This is a genomic window from Inmirania thermothiophila (assembly GCF_003751635.1).
Taxonomy (GTDB): domain Bacteria; phylum Pseudomonadota; class Gammaproteobacteria; order DSM-100275; family DSM-100275; genus Inmirania; species Inmirania thermothiophila.
Map to the genome: position 1 here is coordinate 959,665 of NZ_RJVI01000001.1, position 16,646 is coordinate 976,310.

The 16,646-nt window shown below is 73.9% G+C and carries 9 protein-coding genes and 2 pseudogenes; 10 read left to right on the forward strand and 1 reads right to left on the reverse strand.

All coding sequences use genetic code 11. The features are described from left to right. Positions 1-48 precede the first annotated feature (48 nt). The 10 genes and pseudogenes from aceE to EDC57_RS04770 form a co-directional block, all read left to right on the forward strand. Positions 49-2,670: pseudogene (gene aceE, locus EDC57_RS04725) on the forward strand (pyruvate dehydrogenase (acetyl-transferring), homodimeric type); the annotation flags it as partial. Next, positions 2,603-4,099, forward strand: a pseudogene (gene aceF, locus EDC57_RS04730) (dihydrolipoyllysine-residue acetyltransferase); the annotation flags it as partial. The pseudogenes aceE and aceF, both read left to right, overlap by 68 nt. 41 nt (positions 4,100-4,140) lie before the next feature. After that, entirely contained in the window at positions 4,141-5,922 is a 1,782-nt protein-coding gene (gene lpdA / locus EDC57_RS04735; RefSeq protein ID WP_123400690.1) for a dihydrolipoyl dehydrogenase, read from the forward strand. A 3-nt stretch (positions 5,923-5,925) separates the two neighbouring features. Beyond that, on the forward strand, positions 5,926-10,779 hold the full coding sequence (locus tag EDC57_RS04740; RefSeq protein WP_211331875.1) for an NAD-glutamate dehydrogenase: 4,854 nt from the start codon (positions 5,926-5,928) through the stop codon (positions 10,777-10,779). 64 nt (positions 10,780-10,843) lie between these two features. Further along, positions 10,844-11,623, forward strand: coding sequence for an alpha/beta fold hydrolase (locus EDC57_RS04745; protein ID WP_123400691.1), 780 nt, complete (start codon positions 10,844-10,846; stop codon positions 11,621-11,623). Between the two features lie 46 nt (positions 11,624-11,669). Continuing rightward, positions 11,670-12,491 (forward strand): OmpA family protein, encoded by an 822-nt coding sequence (locus EDC57_RS04750; RefSeq protein WP_123400692.1) that lies wholly within the window; start codon positions 11,670-11,672, stop codon positions 12,489-12,491. 76 nt (positions 12,492-12,567) lie between these two features. Then, positions 12,568-13,785 (forward strand): argininosuccinate synthase, encoded by a 1,218-nt coding sequence (locus EDC57_RS04755; protein WP_123400693.1) that lies wholly within the window; start codon positions 12,568-12,570, stop codon positions 13,783-13,785. A gap of 5 nt (positions 13,786-13,790) precedes the next feature. After that, positions 13,791-14,213, forward strand: a complete 423-nt coding sequence (locus EDC57_RS04760) for a MaoC family dehydratase (protein ID WP_245995121.1) — start codon at positions 13,791-13,793, stop codon at positions 14,211-14,213. 32 nt (positions 14,214-14,245) lie between these two features. Next, the gene (locus tag EDC57_RS04765; RefSeq protein WP_123400694.1) at positions 14,246-15,202 is read left to right on the forward strand and encodes a hypothetical protein; all 957 of its coding nucleotides are present in this window, start codon (positions 14,246-14,248) and stop codon (positions 15,200-15,202) included. 6 nt (positions 15,203-15,208) lie between these two features. Continuing rightward, positions 15,209-15,577: a thioredoxin family protein gene (locus EDC57_RS04770; RefSeq protein ID WP_123400695.1), complete on the forward strand. Its 369-nt coding sequence runs from the start codon at positions 15,209-15,211 to the stop codon at positions 15,575-15,577. A 5-nt stretch (positions 15,578-15,582) separates the two neighbouring features. On the opposite strand, the gene EDC57_RS04775 is transcribed toward EDC57_RS04770, so the two are convergent. Next, positions 15,583-16,644: a tartrate dehydrogenase gene (locus tag EDC57_RS04775; protein WP_123400696.1), complete on the reverse strand. Its 1,062-nt coding sequence runs from the start codon at positions 16,642-16,644 to the stop codon at positions 15,583-15,585. Between the last annotated feature and the right edge of the window lie 2 nt (positions 16,645-16,646).

Sequence of the window (16,646 nt, forward strand, 5' to 3'; positions counted from 1 at the left end):
CAGAAAAAAGCATTCCGGTTCAACACGTTGCATCGCGAGAGGTGATCCATGGCGGCGATCCCCGAGGCCCAGCTTCGCAACGACCCCGATCCCCAGGAGACGCAGGAGTGGCTCGACGCCCTGGAGGCGGTGCTCGAGCGCGAGGGGCCGGAGCGGGCCCATCAGCTGCTGGAGATGCTGGTGGATCTCGCCCGCCGCAGCGGCGCGGACCTGCCCTTCTCGGCCACCACCGCCTACCTCAACACCATCCCGCCCTCGCGTGAGGAGCGGATCCCGGGGGATGCGGGGCTCGAGCGGCGCATCCGCTCGATCATCCGTTGGAACGCCATGGCCATGGTGGTGCGCGCCAACCGCCGCTTCCCGGAGCTCGGCGGCCACATCGCCAGCTTCGCCTCGGCCGCGACCCTCTACGACGTGGGCTTCAACTACTTCTTCCGCGCGCCCAGCGAGGGGCACGGGGGGGATCTGGTCTTCATCCAGGGCCACTCGGCCCCGGGGATCTACGCCCGCGCCTTCCTGGAGGGGCGGATCAGCGAGGAGCAGCTCGACCGCTTCCGCCGCGAGGTGGACGGCAACGGGCTCTCCTCCTACCCGCACCCGTGGCTGATGCCCGAGTTCTGGCAGTTCCCCACGGTGTCCATGGGCCTGAGCCCGATCATGGCCATCTACCAGGCCCGCTTCATGAAGTACATGGCCGACCGCGGCCTCATGGACATGGGCGACCGCAAGGTCTGGTGCTTCTGCGGCGACGGCGAGATGGACGAGCCGGAGGCCCTGGGGGCGATCTCGCTCGCCGGGCGGGAGCGGCTCGACAACCTCATCTTCGTCGTCAACTGCAACCTCCAGCGCCTCGACGGTCCGGTGCGGGGCAACGGCAAGATCATCCAGGAGCTGGAGGGCGTCTTCCGCGGCGCGGGCTGGAACGTGATCAAGGTGATCTGGGGCTCGTACTGGGACCCGCTCCTGGCGCGCGACACCAAGGGGCTGCTGCGCAGGCGCATGGAGGAGTGCGTCGACGGCGAGTACCAGCTCTTCAAGGCCCGCGACGGCGCCTTCGTGCGCGAGCACTTCTTCGGCAAGTACCCCGAGCTCAAGGAGATGGTGGCCAACCTCACGGACGAGGACATCTGGCGCCTCAACCGCGGCGGCCACGACCCGCACAAGGTCTATGCCGCCTACGCCGCGGCGGTCAAGCACCGCGGCCAGCCCACCGTGATCCTGGCCAAGACCGTCAAGGGCTACGGCATGGGGCCGGCGGGCGAGGCCCTCAACATCACCCACCAGCAGAAGAAGCTCAGCGACGAGGCGGTGCGCCATTTCCGCGACCGCTTCGGGGTGCCGATCCCGGACGAGAAGCTGCCCGAGGTGCCCTACTACCGCCCGCCGGAGGACAGTCCCGAGATCCGCTACCTCAAGGCCCGGCGCGAGGCCCTCGGCGGCTACCTGCCGCAGCGCCGGCGCGAGGCGCCGCCGCTCCGGATCCCGCCCCTGGAGGCCTTCCGGAACATGCTGGAGGGCACCGGCGAGCGCGAGATCTCCACCACCATGGCCTTCGTGCGCATCCTCGCCACGCTGTGCCGGGACAAGCAGATCGGCCCCCACGTGGTGCCCATCGTCCCCGACGAGGCGCGCACCTTCGGCATGGAGGGGCTGTTCCGCCAGCTCGGCATCTACTCCTCCGTGGGCCAGCTCTACCGCCCCGTGGACGCCGAGCAGGTGAGCTACTACCGCGAGGACAAGAAGGGCCAGATCCTCGAGGAGGGCATCACCGAGGCCGGCGCCATCTCCTCGTGGATGGCCGCCGGCACCGCCTACAGCACCCACGGGATCTCCATGATCCCGTTCTACATCTTCTACTCCATGTTCGGCTTCCAGCGCGTCGGCGACCTCGCGTGGGCGGCGGCCGACATGCAGGCGCGCGGCTTCCTCATGGGCGGCACCTCGGGGCGCACCACGCTCGCCGGCGAGGGGCTGCAGCACCAGGACGGCCACGGCCACGTGCTGGCCTCGGTGATCCCCAACTGCAAGGCCTACGACCCCACCTTCGCCTACGAGCTGGCGGTGATCATCCACGACGGCCTGCGCCGCATGTACGTGGACCAGGAGCGGGTCTACTACTACATCACCGTGATGAACGAGAACTACGCCCACCCGCCGATGCCGGAGGGGGTCGAGGAGGGCATCGTCCGCGGCATGTACCTGCTGCGCGAGGCCCGGGGCAGCCGCGGGCGCCGCAAGCCGCCGCGGGTGCAGCTCATGGGCAGCGGCGCCATCCTGCGCGAGGTGATCGCCGCCGGCGAGCTGCTCGAGCAGGACTTCGGCGTCGCCGCCGACATCTGGAGCGTGACCAGCTTCACCGAGCTGCGCCGCGACGGCATGGCCGCCGAGCGCTGGAACATGCTCCATCCCGAGCAGCGGCCGCGCAAGAGCTACGTCGAGCGCATGCTCGAGGGGCGCGAGGGGCCGGCGGTGGCGGCCACCGACTACATCCGCACCTTCGCCGACCAGATCCGCCCGTGGGTGCCCATGCGCTACGTCGTCCTCGGCACCGACGGCTTCGGGCGCAGCGACACCCGCGCGGCGCTGCGCCGCTTCTTCGAGGTCGACCGCTACCACGTCGCCGTCGCCGCCCTCTGGGCCCTCGCCCGCGAGGGCACGATCCCCGCCTCCACGGTGCGCGAGGCCATCGAGAAGTACGGCGTCGATCCCGAGGCGCCGAACCCGTGGGAAGTGTGAGGGGGGCGCCGAGGTGAGCAGGACGGTGGAGGTGAAGGTCCCGGACATCGGGGATTTCCGGGACGTGGAGGTGATCGAGGTCCTGGTCTCCCCGGGGGACCGGGTCTCGCCGGAGGACTCGCTGATCACGCTGGAGAGCGACAAGGCGACGATGGAGGTGCCGTCGCCGCATGCGGGGGTGGTGCGGGCGCTGCGGGTGCGGGTGGGGGACCGGGTCTCGGAGGGCTCGCCCATCTGCGTGATGGAGGTGGAGGAGGGGGAGCCGGCGGCGGCGGAGCCGCCGGGCCCGGCCGAGGCCCCGGTGCAGTCTGGCGCGGCCGAGGCCCCGGCGGCCGCGGCGCAGGCCGCCCCGGGCGAGACGGGCGCGGCGGCGCCCACGGCGGTCGCCGAGGCGGCGCCTGGCGCGCCGGGCCCCTTCCGTCCGCCGCCGGTGGAGCCGGTGCCGGTGGAGCGGCCCGGCGGCAAGCCCCACGCGAGCCCCGCGGTGCGCCGCTTCGCGCGCGAGCTGGGGGTGGATCTCGCGCGGGTGCGGGGGAGCGGCCCCAAGGGGCGCATCCTCAAGGAGGACGTCCAGGCCTACGTCAAGGAGCAGCTCACCGCGCCGCAGGTGGCGCCGCACGCGGCCTTCGCCCTGCCGGAGATGCCGCAGATCGACTTCGCGAAGTTCGGCCAGGTGGAGCGGGTCGAGCGCTCGCGCATCCGCCGCCTCTCGGCCCAGAACCTGCACCGGGCCTGGCTGCACGTGCCGCATGTCACCCAGCACGACGAGGCGGACATCACCGAGCTCGAGGCCTTCCGCCGGTCGCTGCGCGGGGAGGCCGAGGCGCGCGGCGTGCGCCTGACCCTGCTCGCCTTCCTCATGAAGGCGGTGGCGGCGGCGCTGCGCGAGCATCCGCACTTCAACGCCTCGCTGGATCCCGACGGCGAGCACCTGATCCTCAAGCGCTACTACCACATCGGCGTCGCCGTGGACACGCCGGAGGGGCTGGTGGTGCCGGTGATCCGCGACGTCGACGCCAAGGGGGTGTGGGCGCTCGCCGAGGAGCTCGCCGAGGTGAGCGCGCGCGCCCGCGAGCGCAGGCTGCGCCCGGAGGAGATGCAGGGGGCGAGCTTCAGCATCTCGAGCCTCGGCGGCATCGGCGGCACCGCCTTCACCCCCATCGTCAACGCCCCCGAGGTGGCGATCCTCGGGGTCTCGCGGGCGCAGATGCGGCCGGTGTGGAACGGCAGCGAGTTCGTGCCGCGGCTGATGCTGCCGCTGTCGCTGTCCTACGACCACCGGGTCATCGACGGCGCCGACGCGGCGCGCTTCACGACGCATCTGGCGCGCACCCTGGGCGACGTGCGCCGGCTGCTGCTCTGACGGCGGCGCGAGCGCCACCGGTTCTTCGAGGAGACGGGCACGTGGGCAGGACGGTGGAGGTGAAGGTCCCGGACATCGGGGATTTCCGGGACGTGGAGGTGATCGAGGTCCTGGTCTCCCCGGGGGACCGGGTCTCGCCCGAGGACTCGCTGATCACGCTGGAGAGCGACAAGGCGACGATGGAGGTGCCGTCGCCGCATGCGGGGGTGGTGCGGGCGCTGCGGGTGCAGGTGGGGGACCGGGTCTCGGAGGGCTCGCCCATCTGCGTGATGGAGGTGGAGGAGGGGGAGCCGGCGGCGGCGGAGCCGCCGGCCCCGGCCGAGGCCCCGGTGCAGTCTGGCGCGGCCGAGGCCCCGGTGCCGCCCGCCCCGGCCAAGGCGGCGCCGCCGGCGCCCGCGGCGCCGGTGGAGCGGGTGGACCTCGAGGTGGATCTCGTGGTCCTCGGCGCCGGCCCCGGCGGCTACACCGCCGCCTTCCGCGCCGCCGACCTCGGGCTGCGGGTGGCCCTGGTGGAGCGCTACCCGCGCCTCGGCGGGGTCTGCCTCAACGTCGGCTGCATCCCGTCCAAGGCGCTGCTCCATGCCGCCGCGGTGATCGACGAGGCCGAGGCCATGGGGGCCCACGGCATCCTCTTCGGCCGGCCCCGCATCGATCTCGACCGCCTGCGGGCGTGGAAGGACGAGGTGGTGGGCCGCCTCACCCAGGGGCTCGCCGGGCTCGCGAGGCGGCGCAAGGTTCAGGTGCTCACCGGCACGGCCCGCTTCGTCTCGCCCCATGCCCTGCGGGTGGAAGGGCCGGGCGGCGTGCAGGTGGTGGGGTTCGCCCACGCCGTCATCGCCGCAGGCTCGGAGGCCGCCCGCCTGCCGGGGCTGCCCGACGACGAGCGCATCATGGACTCCACCGGCGCGCTGGCCCTGCCCGCGATCCCGAAGCGCCTGCTGGTGATCGGCGGCGGCATCATCGGCCTCGAGATGGCCACCGTCTACCGCGCCCTGGGGAGCGCCGTCACCGTGGTGGAGCTCACCGACGGGCTGCTGCCCGGATGCGACCGCGATCTCGTGGCGCCGCTGGAGAAGCGGCTGCGCCGCCGTCTCGAGGGCGTCCATCTGGGTACCCGGGTGATCGGCGTCACGCCCCGGAAGACGGGGCTTGCGGTGTACCTGGAGGGGGAGGGGGCGCCGGAGTCGCTGCGGGTCGACCGCGTGCTGGTGGCGGTGGGCCGCATCCCCAACGGCCACCGCATCGGCGCCGAGGCGGCGGGGGTGCGCATCGACGAGCACGGCTTCATCCCCGTCGACGCCCAGCAGCGCACCAACGTCGGGCACATCTTCGCCATCGGCGACATCGTCGGCCAGCCCATGCTCGCCCACAAGGCGGCCCATCAGGGCAAGGTGGCGGCCGAGGTCGCCGCCGGGCACAAGTCCGCCTTCGACGCCCGCGCCATCCCCGCGGTGGCCTACACCGACCCGGAGGTGGCCTGGATGGGGCTGACCGAGGCCGAGGCCCGGGCGGCGGGGATCGAGGTGGAGAAGGGCGTCTTCCCGTGGGCGGCGAGCGGGCGGGCGCTCAGCCTGGGGCGTGACGACGGGCTCACCAAGCTCCTCTTCGACAAGGCCGACGGGCGCCTGGTGGGGGCCGGGATCGTCGGCCCCGGCGCCGGCGAGCTCATCGCCGAGACCGTGCTCGCCCTCGAGATGGGGGCGGACGCCGAGGACATCGGCCTGTCGATCCACCCGCATCCGACCCTGTCGGAGACCGTGGCCTTCGCCGCCGAGGCGGCGGCGGGCACCGTCACCGACCTCTACCTGCCGCGCCGGAGGTAGGCGGTGCTGGCGCAGCGGGAGGCGGAGAAGCGCGAGCGCATCGAGGCGCTCGCGGCCCGCGCCCGCACCGAGCTCGAGGGCGGCGAGGGCGAGACCGCCGCCCGCTTCATCGAGCTCTACTACCGCTGGGTCGATCCCCGCGACGTGGTCGCCCGTGCCCCCCAGGACCTCTACGGGGCGGCGCTCGCCCACTGGCACCTGGCGCGCCGGCGTCGCCCCGGCGAGACCCGCATCCGCATCTACAACCCCGACTTCGAGGAGCACGGCTGGGAGTCGACCCACACCGTGGTGGAGGCGGTGCTGGAGGACATGCCCTTCATCGTCGACTCCCTGCGCATGGAGCTGGCCCGCCACGGATTCGCCGTGCACGTGGTGATCCATCCGGTGCTGCGGGTGCGGCGCGACGGCGAGGGGGTCCTCGAGGCGGTCCTCGGCGAGGGCGGCGACGGCGAGGGGCAGGCCGAGGCGGTGACCCACATCGAGGTGGACCGCTGCGTCGACCCCGACGTCCTCATGGCCCTCGAGCGCGACCTGCTGCGGGTGCTCGGCGACGTGCGCGCGGCGGTGGAGGACTGGGGGGCGATGCGGGCGCGGCTGCGCGAGACCGCCGACGGGATCGATCCCGCCCGCCTGCCCCTGGACCCGGCACAGGTGGAGGAGGACCGGGCCTTCCTGCGCTGGCTCGCCGAGGACCACTTCGTCTTCCTGGGCAGCCGCGACTACGTGCTCGAGTCCACCGCCCACGGCGACACCCTGCGCGTGGTGCCGGGCTCCGGGCTCGGGATCCTGCGCGAGGACCCGGCGGAGGGGATCTCCACCAGCTTCTCGCTCCTGCCGCCTGCGGTGCAGCGCCTGGCGCGGGTGCCCCAGCTGCTGATCCTCACCAAGGGCAACGCGCGCGCCACCGTGCACCGCCCGACCCACATCGACTACGTGGGCATCAAGCGCTTCGACGAGGCGGGCCGGGTGGTGGGCGAGCGGCGCTTCCTCGGCCTCTACACCTCGGCCGCCTACCACGCCAGCCCCTGGCAGGTGCCGCTGCTTCGGCGCAAGGTGCAGGCGGTGCTGGAGCGCGCGGGCCTCGATCCGCGCAGCCACGACGGCAAGGCCCTGCGCCACATCCTCGAGACCTACCCCCGCGACGAGCTCATCCAGGCCCCGGTGGAGCAGCTCTACGACATCGCCCTCGGCATTCTCCACCTCCAGGAGCGCCAGCAGGTGCGGCTGTTCGTCCGCCCCGACCCCTACCAGCGCTTCGTCTCCTGCCTCGTCTACGTGCCGCGGGACGCCTACCACACCGGGGTGCGGCGGCAGATGGTGGAGATCCTGCGCCGGGCCTGGGACGGCACCGACGTCGAGTTCACGGTGGAGATCTCGGAGTCGGCCCTGGCGCGGGTGCACTTCGTGGTCCGCACCGCCCCGGGCGGGATCCCGGAGGTGGACCCGGAGGCGGTGGAGCGGCGCCTCGCGGAGGCGGCGCGCACCTGGGAGGAGCGGCTGCGGGAGGCGCTCGTCGAGCGCTTCGGCGAGGGCCGCGGCGTGCGCCTGTTCCGGCGCTGGGGCGGGGCGTTCCCGGCCGGCTACCGCGAGCACTACGACGGGCGCGTCGCCGCCCACGACATCGAGCACATGGAGGCCCTCGGGCCGCGCCGGCGGCTGGGGATGCACCTCTACCGCCCGCTGGATGCGCCGAGCGGGGCGCTGCGCTTCAAGCTCTACAGCCTCGGCGGACCGGTGCCCCTGGCCCAGGCGCTGCCGGTGCTGGAGCACATGGGCGTGCGGGTGGTCTTCGAGCATCCCTACAAGCTCCAGCCGGAAGGGCGCGAGGTCACCTGGATCCACAACTTCGGGCTCCACCACGACGACGACGAGGCGCTGATGGCGGAGGACCTGCGCGAGCGCTTCCAGGAGGCGTTCGCGCGGGTCTGGGCCGGCGAGGCCGACGACGACGCCTTCAACCGCCTCGTGCTGGCGGCGCGGCTGGACTGGCGGGAGGTGGCGCTGCTGCGGGGCATCGCCCGCTACCTGCGCCAGCTGGGCCTGCACTTCAGCCACAGCTACATGGCCTCGGCCCTGGCCGACAACCCGGGCATCGCGCGGCGGCTGGTGCAGCTCTTCCACGTCCGCCTCGATCCCGCCCGCGAGGGCGAGCGCGAGGCGCGCGCCGAGCGGTGGGCGGCGCAGATCCGCCAGGCCATCGACCAGGTGGCGAGCCTCGACCAGGACCGCATCCTGCGCGAGTTCCTGCACGTGGTCCTGGCGGTGCTGCGCACCAACTACTACCGCCTCGCCGCCGAGGGGCGCACCGGCGACGCCCTGGCGCTCAAGATCGACACCTCCCGCCTCGAGACCGCCCCCGAGCCCCGTCCCGCCTTCGAGATCTTCGTCTACGCCACCCGGGTGGAGGGCGTGCACCTGCGCGGCGGGCGCGTCGCCCGCGGCGGCATCCGCTGGTCCGACCGCCTCGAGGACTACCGCACCGAGATCCTCGGCCTCATGAAGGCGCAGCAGGTCAAGAACGCGGTCATCGTCCCGGTGGGGGCCAAGGGCGGCTTCGTGGTCAAGCGGATGCCCGCGGAGGGCGGGCGCGAGGCCCGCGCCGCCGAGGTGGAGGCCTGCTACACGGGCTTCATCCGCGCGCTGCTGGATGTGACCGACAACATCGTCGACGGCGAGGTGGTGGCCCCGCCCCACGTGGTGCGCCACGACGGCGACGATCCCTACCTGGTGGTGGCCGCGGACAAGGGCACGGCCACCTTCTCGGATCTCGCCAACCGCGTCGCCGCCGAGTACGGCTTCTGGCTGGGCGACGCCTTCGCCTCCGGCGGCTCCGTCGGCTACGACCACAAGAAGCTGGGGATCACCGCGCGCGGCGCCTGGGAGGGGGTCAAGCGGCACTTCCGCGAGCTCGGCCTCGACATCCAGAGCCAGGACTTCACGGTGGTCGGCATCGGCGACATGGGCGGCGACGTCTTCGGCAACGGCATGCTGCTGTCGCGCCACATCCGCCTCGTCGCCGCCTTCAATCACCAGCACATCTTCCTCGACCCCGATCCGGACCCCGAGGCGAGCTTCCGCGAGCGCGAGCGGCTCTTCCGCACCCCGCACGCCACCTGGGCCGACTACGACCCCGCCTGCCTGTCGGAGGGCGGCGGCGTCTTCGCGCGCAGCCAGAAATGGATCCCGCTCAGCGAGCCGGTGCGCCGCCGCCTCGGCGTGGAGGCCGAGCGGATGACGCCCAACGAGCTCATCCGCGCCATCCTGTGCGCTCCCGTGGATCTCCTCTGGAACGGCGGCATCGGCACCTTCGTGCGCGCGAGCTGGGAGCGCGACGCCGACGTCGGCGACCGCGCCAACGACGCCGTGCGCGTGAGCGCCGCGCAGCTGCGCTGCCGCGTCGTGGGCGAGGGCGGCAACCTCGGCCTGACCCAGGCGGCGCGCGTGGAGTTCGCCCTCCGCGGCGGGCGCATCAACACCGACTTCGTGGACAACTCCGGCGGGGTCGACTGCTCCGACCACGAGGTCAACATCAAGATCCTGCTCGACCGCGCCGTGGCCGCCGGCGAGCTCACGCTCAAGCGGCGCAACGCGCTGCTCATGGAGGTGGTCGAGGACGTCGTCGCCCGCGTCCTCTCCCACAACTACCGCCGCACCCAGGCCTTGAGCCTGGCCGAGGCGCGCGCCGCGGCGCTGCTGCCCGAGCACGCGCGCTTCATCCGCGCCCTCGAGCGCGAGGGGCTGCTGGACCGGGCCCTCGAGGGGCTGCCCGGCGACGAGGCCCTCGGCGAGCGGCGCGCCGAGGGGCGGGGGCTGACGCGGCCGGAGCTGGCGGTGCTCCACGCCTACGCCAAGATCGCGGTCAAGCGGGCGCTCCTTGCCGAGGGGGTGGCCGAGGACCCGTACCTGCGGCGGGAGCTCGCCGACTACTTCCCCGAGCCGCTGCGCGGGCCCTTCGCCGCCTTCATGGAGCAGCACCCCCTGCGGCGCGAGATCATCGTCACCCACGTGGTCAACGGCATGGTCAACCGCGTCGGCAGCACCTTCGTGCACCGCCTGCACGAGGAGACCGGGGCCGGCGCCGCCGACGTCGCCCGCGCCTACACCGTGGTCCGGGAGGTCTTCGCCCTGCGGCCGCTGTGGCAGGAGGTGGAGGCGCTGGACAACCGGGTCGCGGCGGCGGTGCAGCTGGAGATGCTGGCGGCGACCGAGGATCTCGCCGAGCGCGCCGCGCTGTGGCTGCTGCGCAACCGGCCGCAGCCCATGTCCATCGAGGAGACCGTGGCACGCTATCTCGACGGCGTGGCCGCGCTGGGCGCGGCGCTGCCCAGGGCGCTGGTGCCCGAGGACCGCCGCCGCCACCGCGAGGCGGTGCGCCGGCTCACGCGCGCGCGCGTGCCGGCGGCGCTCGCCGCGCGCGTCGCGGCGCTCGCCCACATGGACGCCGCCCTCGACCTCGTCGAGGTCTGCCTCGCCAGCGGCCACGCCATGGCCTTCGCCGCCGAGGCCCACTTCGCCCTCGGCGAGCGCCTCGGGCTGCGCTGGCTGCGCGACCAGCTCGAGGGGCTGGGCGTGGAGGGGCACTGGCAGCGGATGGCGGTGGCGACCCTGCGCGAGGACCTGCACCGCCAGCAGAGCGCGCTGGTGACCGGGATGCTCGCCGGCTGCCGCGAGCGCTGCCGCAGCGCGCGTCTGGTGGAGGCCTGGCTCGCCCACAACGAGGCGGCGCTCGCGCGCTGGCGCAGCCTCCTCGGCGACCTGCGGGCCGCGGGCGCGCTGGAGCTCGCCATGTTCTCGGTGGCGCTGCGGGAACTGCGCGACCTGGTGGAGCGCTGCCGGCCTCTGGAACGTCTGCCCTGAGGCCGCGTGCCGGCGGCCGCGGTTGCCGCTATCCTTGGCGCCCCGCGATCGGGGGGAGACGCAGATGGCGGTGGACCTTGCCTACCAGGAGCTCGGCGATCCCGGCGCGCCGGCGCTCGTCATCCTCCATGGCCTCTTCGGTTCGGGGCGCAACTGGCGCTCGGTCGGGCAGCGCCTCGCGCGCGGCCGCCGCGTCGTGCTTGCCGATGCGCGCAACCACGGCGCCTCGCCGCGCGCGCCGGGGATGGACTACCGCGCACAGGCCGCGGACGTGGAGCGCCTCATGGACCGGCTCGGGATCGGGCGCGCGGCGCTCCTCGGCCACAGCATGGGCGGCAAGACCGCCATGACCCTGGCCCTGACCCGGCCCGAGCGGGTCGAGCGCCTGGTGGTGGCCGACATCGCCCCCGTGCGCTACGGCCACAGCTTCGAGGACCTGCTGGCGGCCATGGAGTCGCTGGACCTGGGCCATCTGGGAAGCCGGCGCGAGGCCGACGCGGGGCTTGCCGCGCACATCGGGGACGCCGCCCTGCGGGCCTTCCTGCTCACCAACCTCGACGGGCGCCCCGGGCAGTGGCGCTGGCGCGTGGATCTGCCCGCCATCCACGCCGCGCTGCCGCAGCTGCTGGACTTTCCCGCGGTGATGCCGGGGCGGCCCTATCCGGGGCCGGCCCTCTTCGTCGCCGGCGGCGCCTCCCACTACGTGCGGCCCGAGCACGAGGCGCGCATCCGCGCCCTCTTCCCGCAGGCGCGCATCGCGCGCATCGAGGGGGCGGGCCACTGGCTCCACGCCGAGCGCCCCGAGGCCTTCCTCGCCCTCGTGGAGCCCTTCCTCGCGGCCTGAGGCGGCGGCTCAAGGCGCCGCCGCGCGCGCCGATAAGGGGGGCGTGATGCGAGCGATCCTCCTGGCAGTCCTGATCCTCGCCGCGGCGCCTGCACGGGCCCTGCAGAGCGTCTACGAGGCGCCCCTGGACGAGGCGGTCTGGCGCGGCGGCGGCACCCCGGCGCGCTGCGAGCTGGTCCACCAGGTGCCGGGGTGGGGGCGGGTGCGCTTCGTCCACGAGGCGGGCGGGGGCCTGCGCTTGCGGCTGGAACCTGCCGCCGCCGCACCCGTGCGCGTGGCGCTCGCGGCGGTGCCGCCGGAGTGGCGACCGGGGATGATGATCGAGGATCTCGCCGAGACCGCCCTCGCCGGGCGGCCGGCGGCGGCGGAGGTTGCGGGCGAGGCGGCCGGCCGTCTCCTCGCCCGCCTGGAGGCGGGGATCTACGGGCTTGCGAGCTACGCCCGCGGCGGCGACGAGGTGATGGTCTTCCTCTCCGCGGTCCGCTTCGCCGACGGGCTCGAGGCCTTCCGCGCCTGCGAGGCGCGGCTGCTGCCCTGGTCCTTCGCCGAGGTGGCGCGGCGCGAGGTGCGCTTCGACAGCGGCAGCGCCGCGCCGCCGCCGGCGGCGCGGGCGGCGCTCGCGCCGCTTGCGCGCTGGGCGGCGGCCGACCCGGAGGTGCGGGTGCGGGTGGAGGCCTCGGCGGACCCGCGCGGGGATGCCCGTGCCAACCTCGCGCTGTCGCGCCGCCGCGCCGAGGCGGTGCGCACGCTGCTGGTCGCCCTCGGGGTGCCTGCGGCGCGCATCGAGCTCGTCCCCCGCGGCGAGGTGGCGGCGCCGCGCCCGCGCTGGGCGGCGGTGCGCCGGGCCGAGGTGCGGCTGCTGCGGTGAGGCCTGCCGCCGCCGTATAATCCCCGCCTTCGCGCCCGCCGGCGCGCCTTCCCCATCGGACCGCGGAGCTGATCCCATGAGCAAGATCCGGAAAGTGGTGCTCGCCTACTCGGGCGGCCTCGACACCTCGGTCATCCTCAAGTGGCTGCAGGACACCTACGGCTGCGAGGTGGTCACCTTCACCGCCGACATCGGCCAGGGCGAGGAGGTGGAGCCGGCCCGCGCCAAGGCCGAGGCCCTCGGCGTGCGCGAGATCTACATCGAGGACCTGCGCGAGCCGTTCGTGCGCGACTACGTCTTCCCCATGTTCCGGGCCAACGCCGTCTATGAGGGCGAGTACCTGCTCGGCACCTCCATCGCGCGGCCGCTGATCGCCAAGCGCCTGGTGGAGATCGCCGAGGAGACCGGCGCCGACGCCATCGCCCACGGCGCCACGGGCAAGGGCAACGACCAGGTCCGCTTCGAGCTCACCGCCTACGCCCTCAAGCCCGACATCCGCATCATCGCGCCGTGGCGCGAGTGGGACCTCACCTCGCGCGAGAAGCTGCTCGCCTACGCCGAGGCTCACGGCATCCCGGTGGAGCGCAAGCCGGGCGGCGGCTCGCCCTACTCCATGGACGCCAACCTGCTCCACATCTCCTACGAGGGCGGCGTCCTGGAGGATCCCTGGGCCGAGCCCGAGCCCGACATGTGGCGCTGGACCCGCGCGCCGGAGCAGGCCCCGGACGAGCCCCGCTACCTGGAGCTGACCTTCCGCCGCGGCGACGCGGTGGCGGTGGACGGCGAGGAGATGACGCCCGCCGGCGTGCTCGCGACCCTCAACCGCATCGGCGCCGAGCACGGCATCGGCCGCATCGACATCGTCGAGAACCGCTACGTGGGCATGAAGTCGCGCGGCTGCTACGAGACCCCCGGCGGCACCATCCTGCTCAAGGCCCACCGCGCCATGGAGTCCATCACCCTCGACCGCGAGGTGGCCCACCTCAAGGACGAGCTGATGCCGCGCTACGCCAGCCTCATCTACAACGGCTACTGGTTCAGCCCCGAGCGGGAGATGCTCCAGCGCATGATCGACGCCTCCCAGGAGTGCGTCAACGGCGTCGTGCGGCTCAAGCTCTACAAGGGCAGCGTCCAGGTGGTGGGGCGCCGCTCCGACCGCGACAGCCTCTTCGACGCCACCGTGGCCACCTTCGAGGACGACGCCGGCGCCTACGACCAGGCCGACGCCGCGGGCTTCATCCGGCTCAACGCCCTGCGCCTTCGCATCGGCGCGCGCCGGCGCGGGCGGCGCTGACGGGCGTGGCCCTGCGGCGCACGCGCTTCGAGGACCTGCGCCCGGGGCAGCGGGCCTCGGTGACCAAGACGGTCACCGAGGCCGACCTCGAGCGCTTCATCGCCATCACCGGCGACACCAACCCCCTGCACACGGACGAGGCCTTCGCCGCCGCGACCCGCTTCGGCGGGCGGATCGTGCACGGGATGCTCACCGCCTCGCTGCTCTCCACCCTGGTGGGGATGCACATCCCGGGCACGGGTGCGGTCTACCGCAGCCAGCGCATGGCGTTCCTGCGCCCGGTGCGCATCGGCGACACCCTCACCGCCTGGATCGAGGTGATCGCGGCGGACCCCGCGCGCAACCGCGTGCGCCTCGCCACCTGGATCGAGAACCAGCACGGCGAGCGGGTGCTGGAGGGCGAGGCCGAGGCGGGCCTGCTACGCTGAGGCGCAGGGGCCCGCACCAGGGAGGGACGGAGATGGCGGCCAAGCGCATCCTGCTCGTCCACGGCCTCGCCTCGAAGCCGCCGGCGCGGGATCTGCACGCCCTCTGGACGCGCTGCCTCACGGCCAACCTGCGCGCGGAGGCGCCGCAGGCCGTGGCCTCGCTCGGGCGCGCCGACCTCGAGGCGCTGTTCGAGACCGTCTACTGGGCCAACGCGGTGCCGAGCCACCTGGAGGATCCGCCGGAGGCGGTGGCGGCGCTGCGCCGCGCGGTGGACCGCGTCATCCGCGAGCGCCGCCGCCGCGGCGGCGACTTCCACATCCGTCCCGGCGCGCGGTTCAAGGCCTTCGTCAAGGACCGGGCGGTGGATCTGGTGGACGCCCTGAGCACCGCCCTCACCATCAAGGACGAGGTGGTGCAGAAGGTGCTGGAGGAGGTACGCCTCTACGCCCACGACCAGTACGTGGCCGACCGCATCCGCGCGCCCCTGGAGCAGGCCCTGCGCCGGGCCTGGGACGAGGGCGCCGAGGTCGCCGTCCTCGCCCACAGCATGGGCACCTTCGTCGCCTACGACGTGCTCTGGCGCTTCTCCTGGCGCAGCGAACCGGAGTACGCCGCCTACCGCGACCGCCGCGTCGCCCTCTTCGCCACCCTGGGCAGCCCCCTCGGCGACCGCGAGGTGCAGCGGCTGCTCTTCGGCGAGCGCTACCGCGGCGAGGCGCGCCGCTTCCCGGTCAACGTGCGCCGCTGGCACAACTACGCCGCCCTCGGCGACATCGTCGCCCACGACTCGACGCTGACCGACGACTTCTTCGCGCCCATGCGCAGCCTGGGCCTGCTGGGGCCGGAGGAGGAGGCCACCCGCGACTACGTCCGCCTCGCCAATCCCTACGTCAGCCCCCGCACCGGCCGTCCCAATCCCCACAAGAGCTACGGCTACCTGGTCCAGCCCAAGCTCGCCAAGTGGCTGGGCCGCTTCCTGGAGGCGTAGCCGGCCGTGGGCGACGTCCTGCCCTGGATCGTCGGCGTCCTGGCGGCGCTGGTGGCGGGCCTGCAGCTTGCGCTGTGGTGGCGCATGCGCCGCGCCGTGGGGCGGCGCCTCGAGGGCCTGCCGGCAGGGCGCAGGCTCTACTACTTCCACAGCCCGCGGTGCGGGCCCTGCCGCGGGGTGACGCCGGTGGTGGCGCGGCTTGCCGCCGAGCGCGGCGACGTCGAGCTGGTGGACGTGAGCGCCGAGCCGGAGACGGCGCGCCGCTTCGGCGTGCTGGCCACGCCCGCCTTCGTCCTCGTGGAGGGCGGCCGCGTCGTGCAGGTGCTGGTGGGGGCGCAGTCGGAGCGCAGGCTGCGCGCCCTGCTCGGGGCCTGAGGCCCTCAGGCGAGCGCCGAGGCGACGGCGCGCGCCACCTCCGCGGTGCCCGCGTTGCCGCCGAGATCGGGGGTGCGCGGGCCGCCCTCGGCGAGGACCTGCGCCACCGCCGCTTCCACCGCGTCCGCCGCGCGCGCCTGCCCGAGGTGGCGCAGCATCATCGCCCCGGAGAGGATCTGCGCCATGGGGTTGGCGATGCCCCGCCCGGCGATGTCGGGGGCCGAGCCGTGCACCGGCTCGAACATGGACGGGTGCTCGCGCTCGGGGTTGAGGTTGGCCGAGGGGGCAAGGCCGATGCTCCCGGTCACCGCCGCCGAGAGGTCGGAGAGGATGTCGCCGAAGAGGTTGCTCGCGACGACCACGTCGAAGCGCTCGGGGCGCTGCACGAAGTGGGCGGCGAGGATGTCGATGTGGTACTGCTCCACCGCCACCTGGGGGAAGTCGCGGGCGACGGCGGCGACGCGCTCGTCCCAGAAGGGCATGGTGTGGACGATGCCGTTGGACTTGGTGGCCGAGGTGAGGCGGCCGCGCCGCGCGGCGGCGAGCGCGAAGGCGTAGCGCAGGACGCGGTCCACCCCGCGGCGGGTGAAGACCGCCTCCTGCACCGCCATCTCCTCCTCGGTGCCGGGATAGAGGCGGCCGCCGATCTCGGAGTACTCGCCCTCGTTGTTCTCGCGCACGATGACCATGTCGATGCCGCCGGCGGGCACGGCGGCGAGCGGCGAGGGCACGCCCGGGAGGAGGCGGGCCGGGCGCAGGTTGACGTACTGGCGGAAGCGCCGGCGGATCGGGATCAGCAGCCCCCACAGCGAGACGTGGTCCGGCACGCGGGGATCGCCCACGGCGCCGAGGAAGATGGCGTCGAGGTCCGCGAGCGCCTCCAGGCCGTCGGCGGGCAGCATCGCCCCGGTGCGCAGCAGCCGCTCGCAGCCCCAGTCGAGCTCCTCCCAGCGCAGGGCGAAGCCGAAGCGGCGCGCCGCCGCCTCGAGCACCTCGGCCGCGGCCGGGACCACCTCGCGGCCGATGCCGTCGCCGGGGATCAGGGCGATGCGGTGGACGACATCCATGG

Excerpts from the sequence above, each read along its gene's own strand:
- EDC57_RS04750 (WP_123400692.1), top strand. The coding sequence starts at position 11,670 with ATGCGAGCGATCCTCCTGGCAGTCCTGATCCTCGCCGCGGCGCCTGCA.
- EDC57_RS04755 (WP_123400693.1), top strand. The coding sequence starts at position 12,568 with ATGAGCAAGATCCGGAAAGTGGTGCTCGCCTACTCGGGCGGCCTCGAC.
- EDC57_RS04745 (WP_123400691.1), top strand. The coding sequence starts at position 10,844 with ATGGCGGTGGACCTTGCCTACCAGGAGCTCGGCGATCCCGGCGCGCCG.
- EDC57_RS04765 (WP_123400694.1), top strand. The coding sequence starts at position 14,246 with ATGGCGGCCAAGCGCATCCTGCTCGTCCACGGCCTCGCCTCGAAGCCG.
- EDC57_RS04775 (WP_123400696.1), bottom strand. The coding sequence starts at position 16,644 with ATGGATGTCGTCCACCGCATCGCCCTGATCCCCGGCGACGGCATCGGC.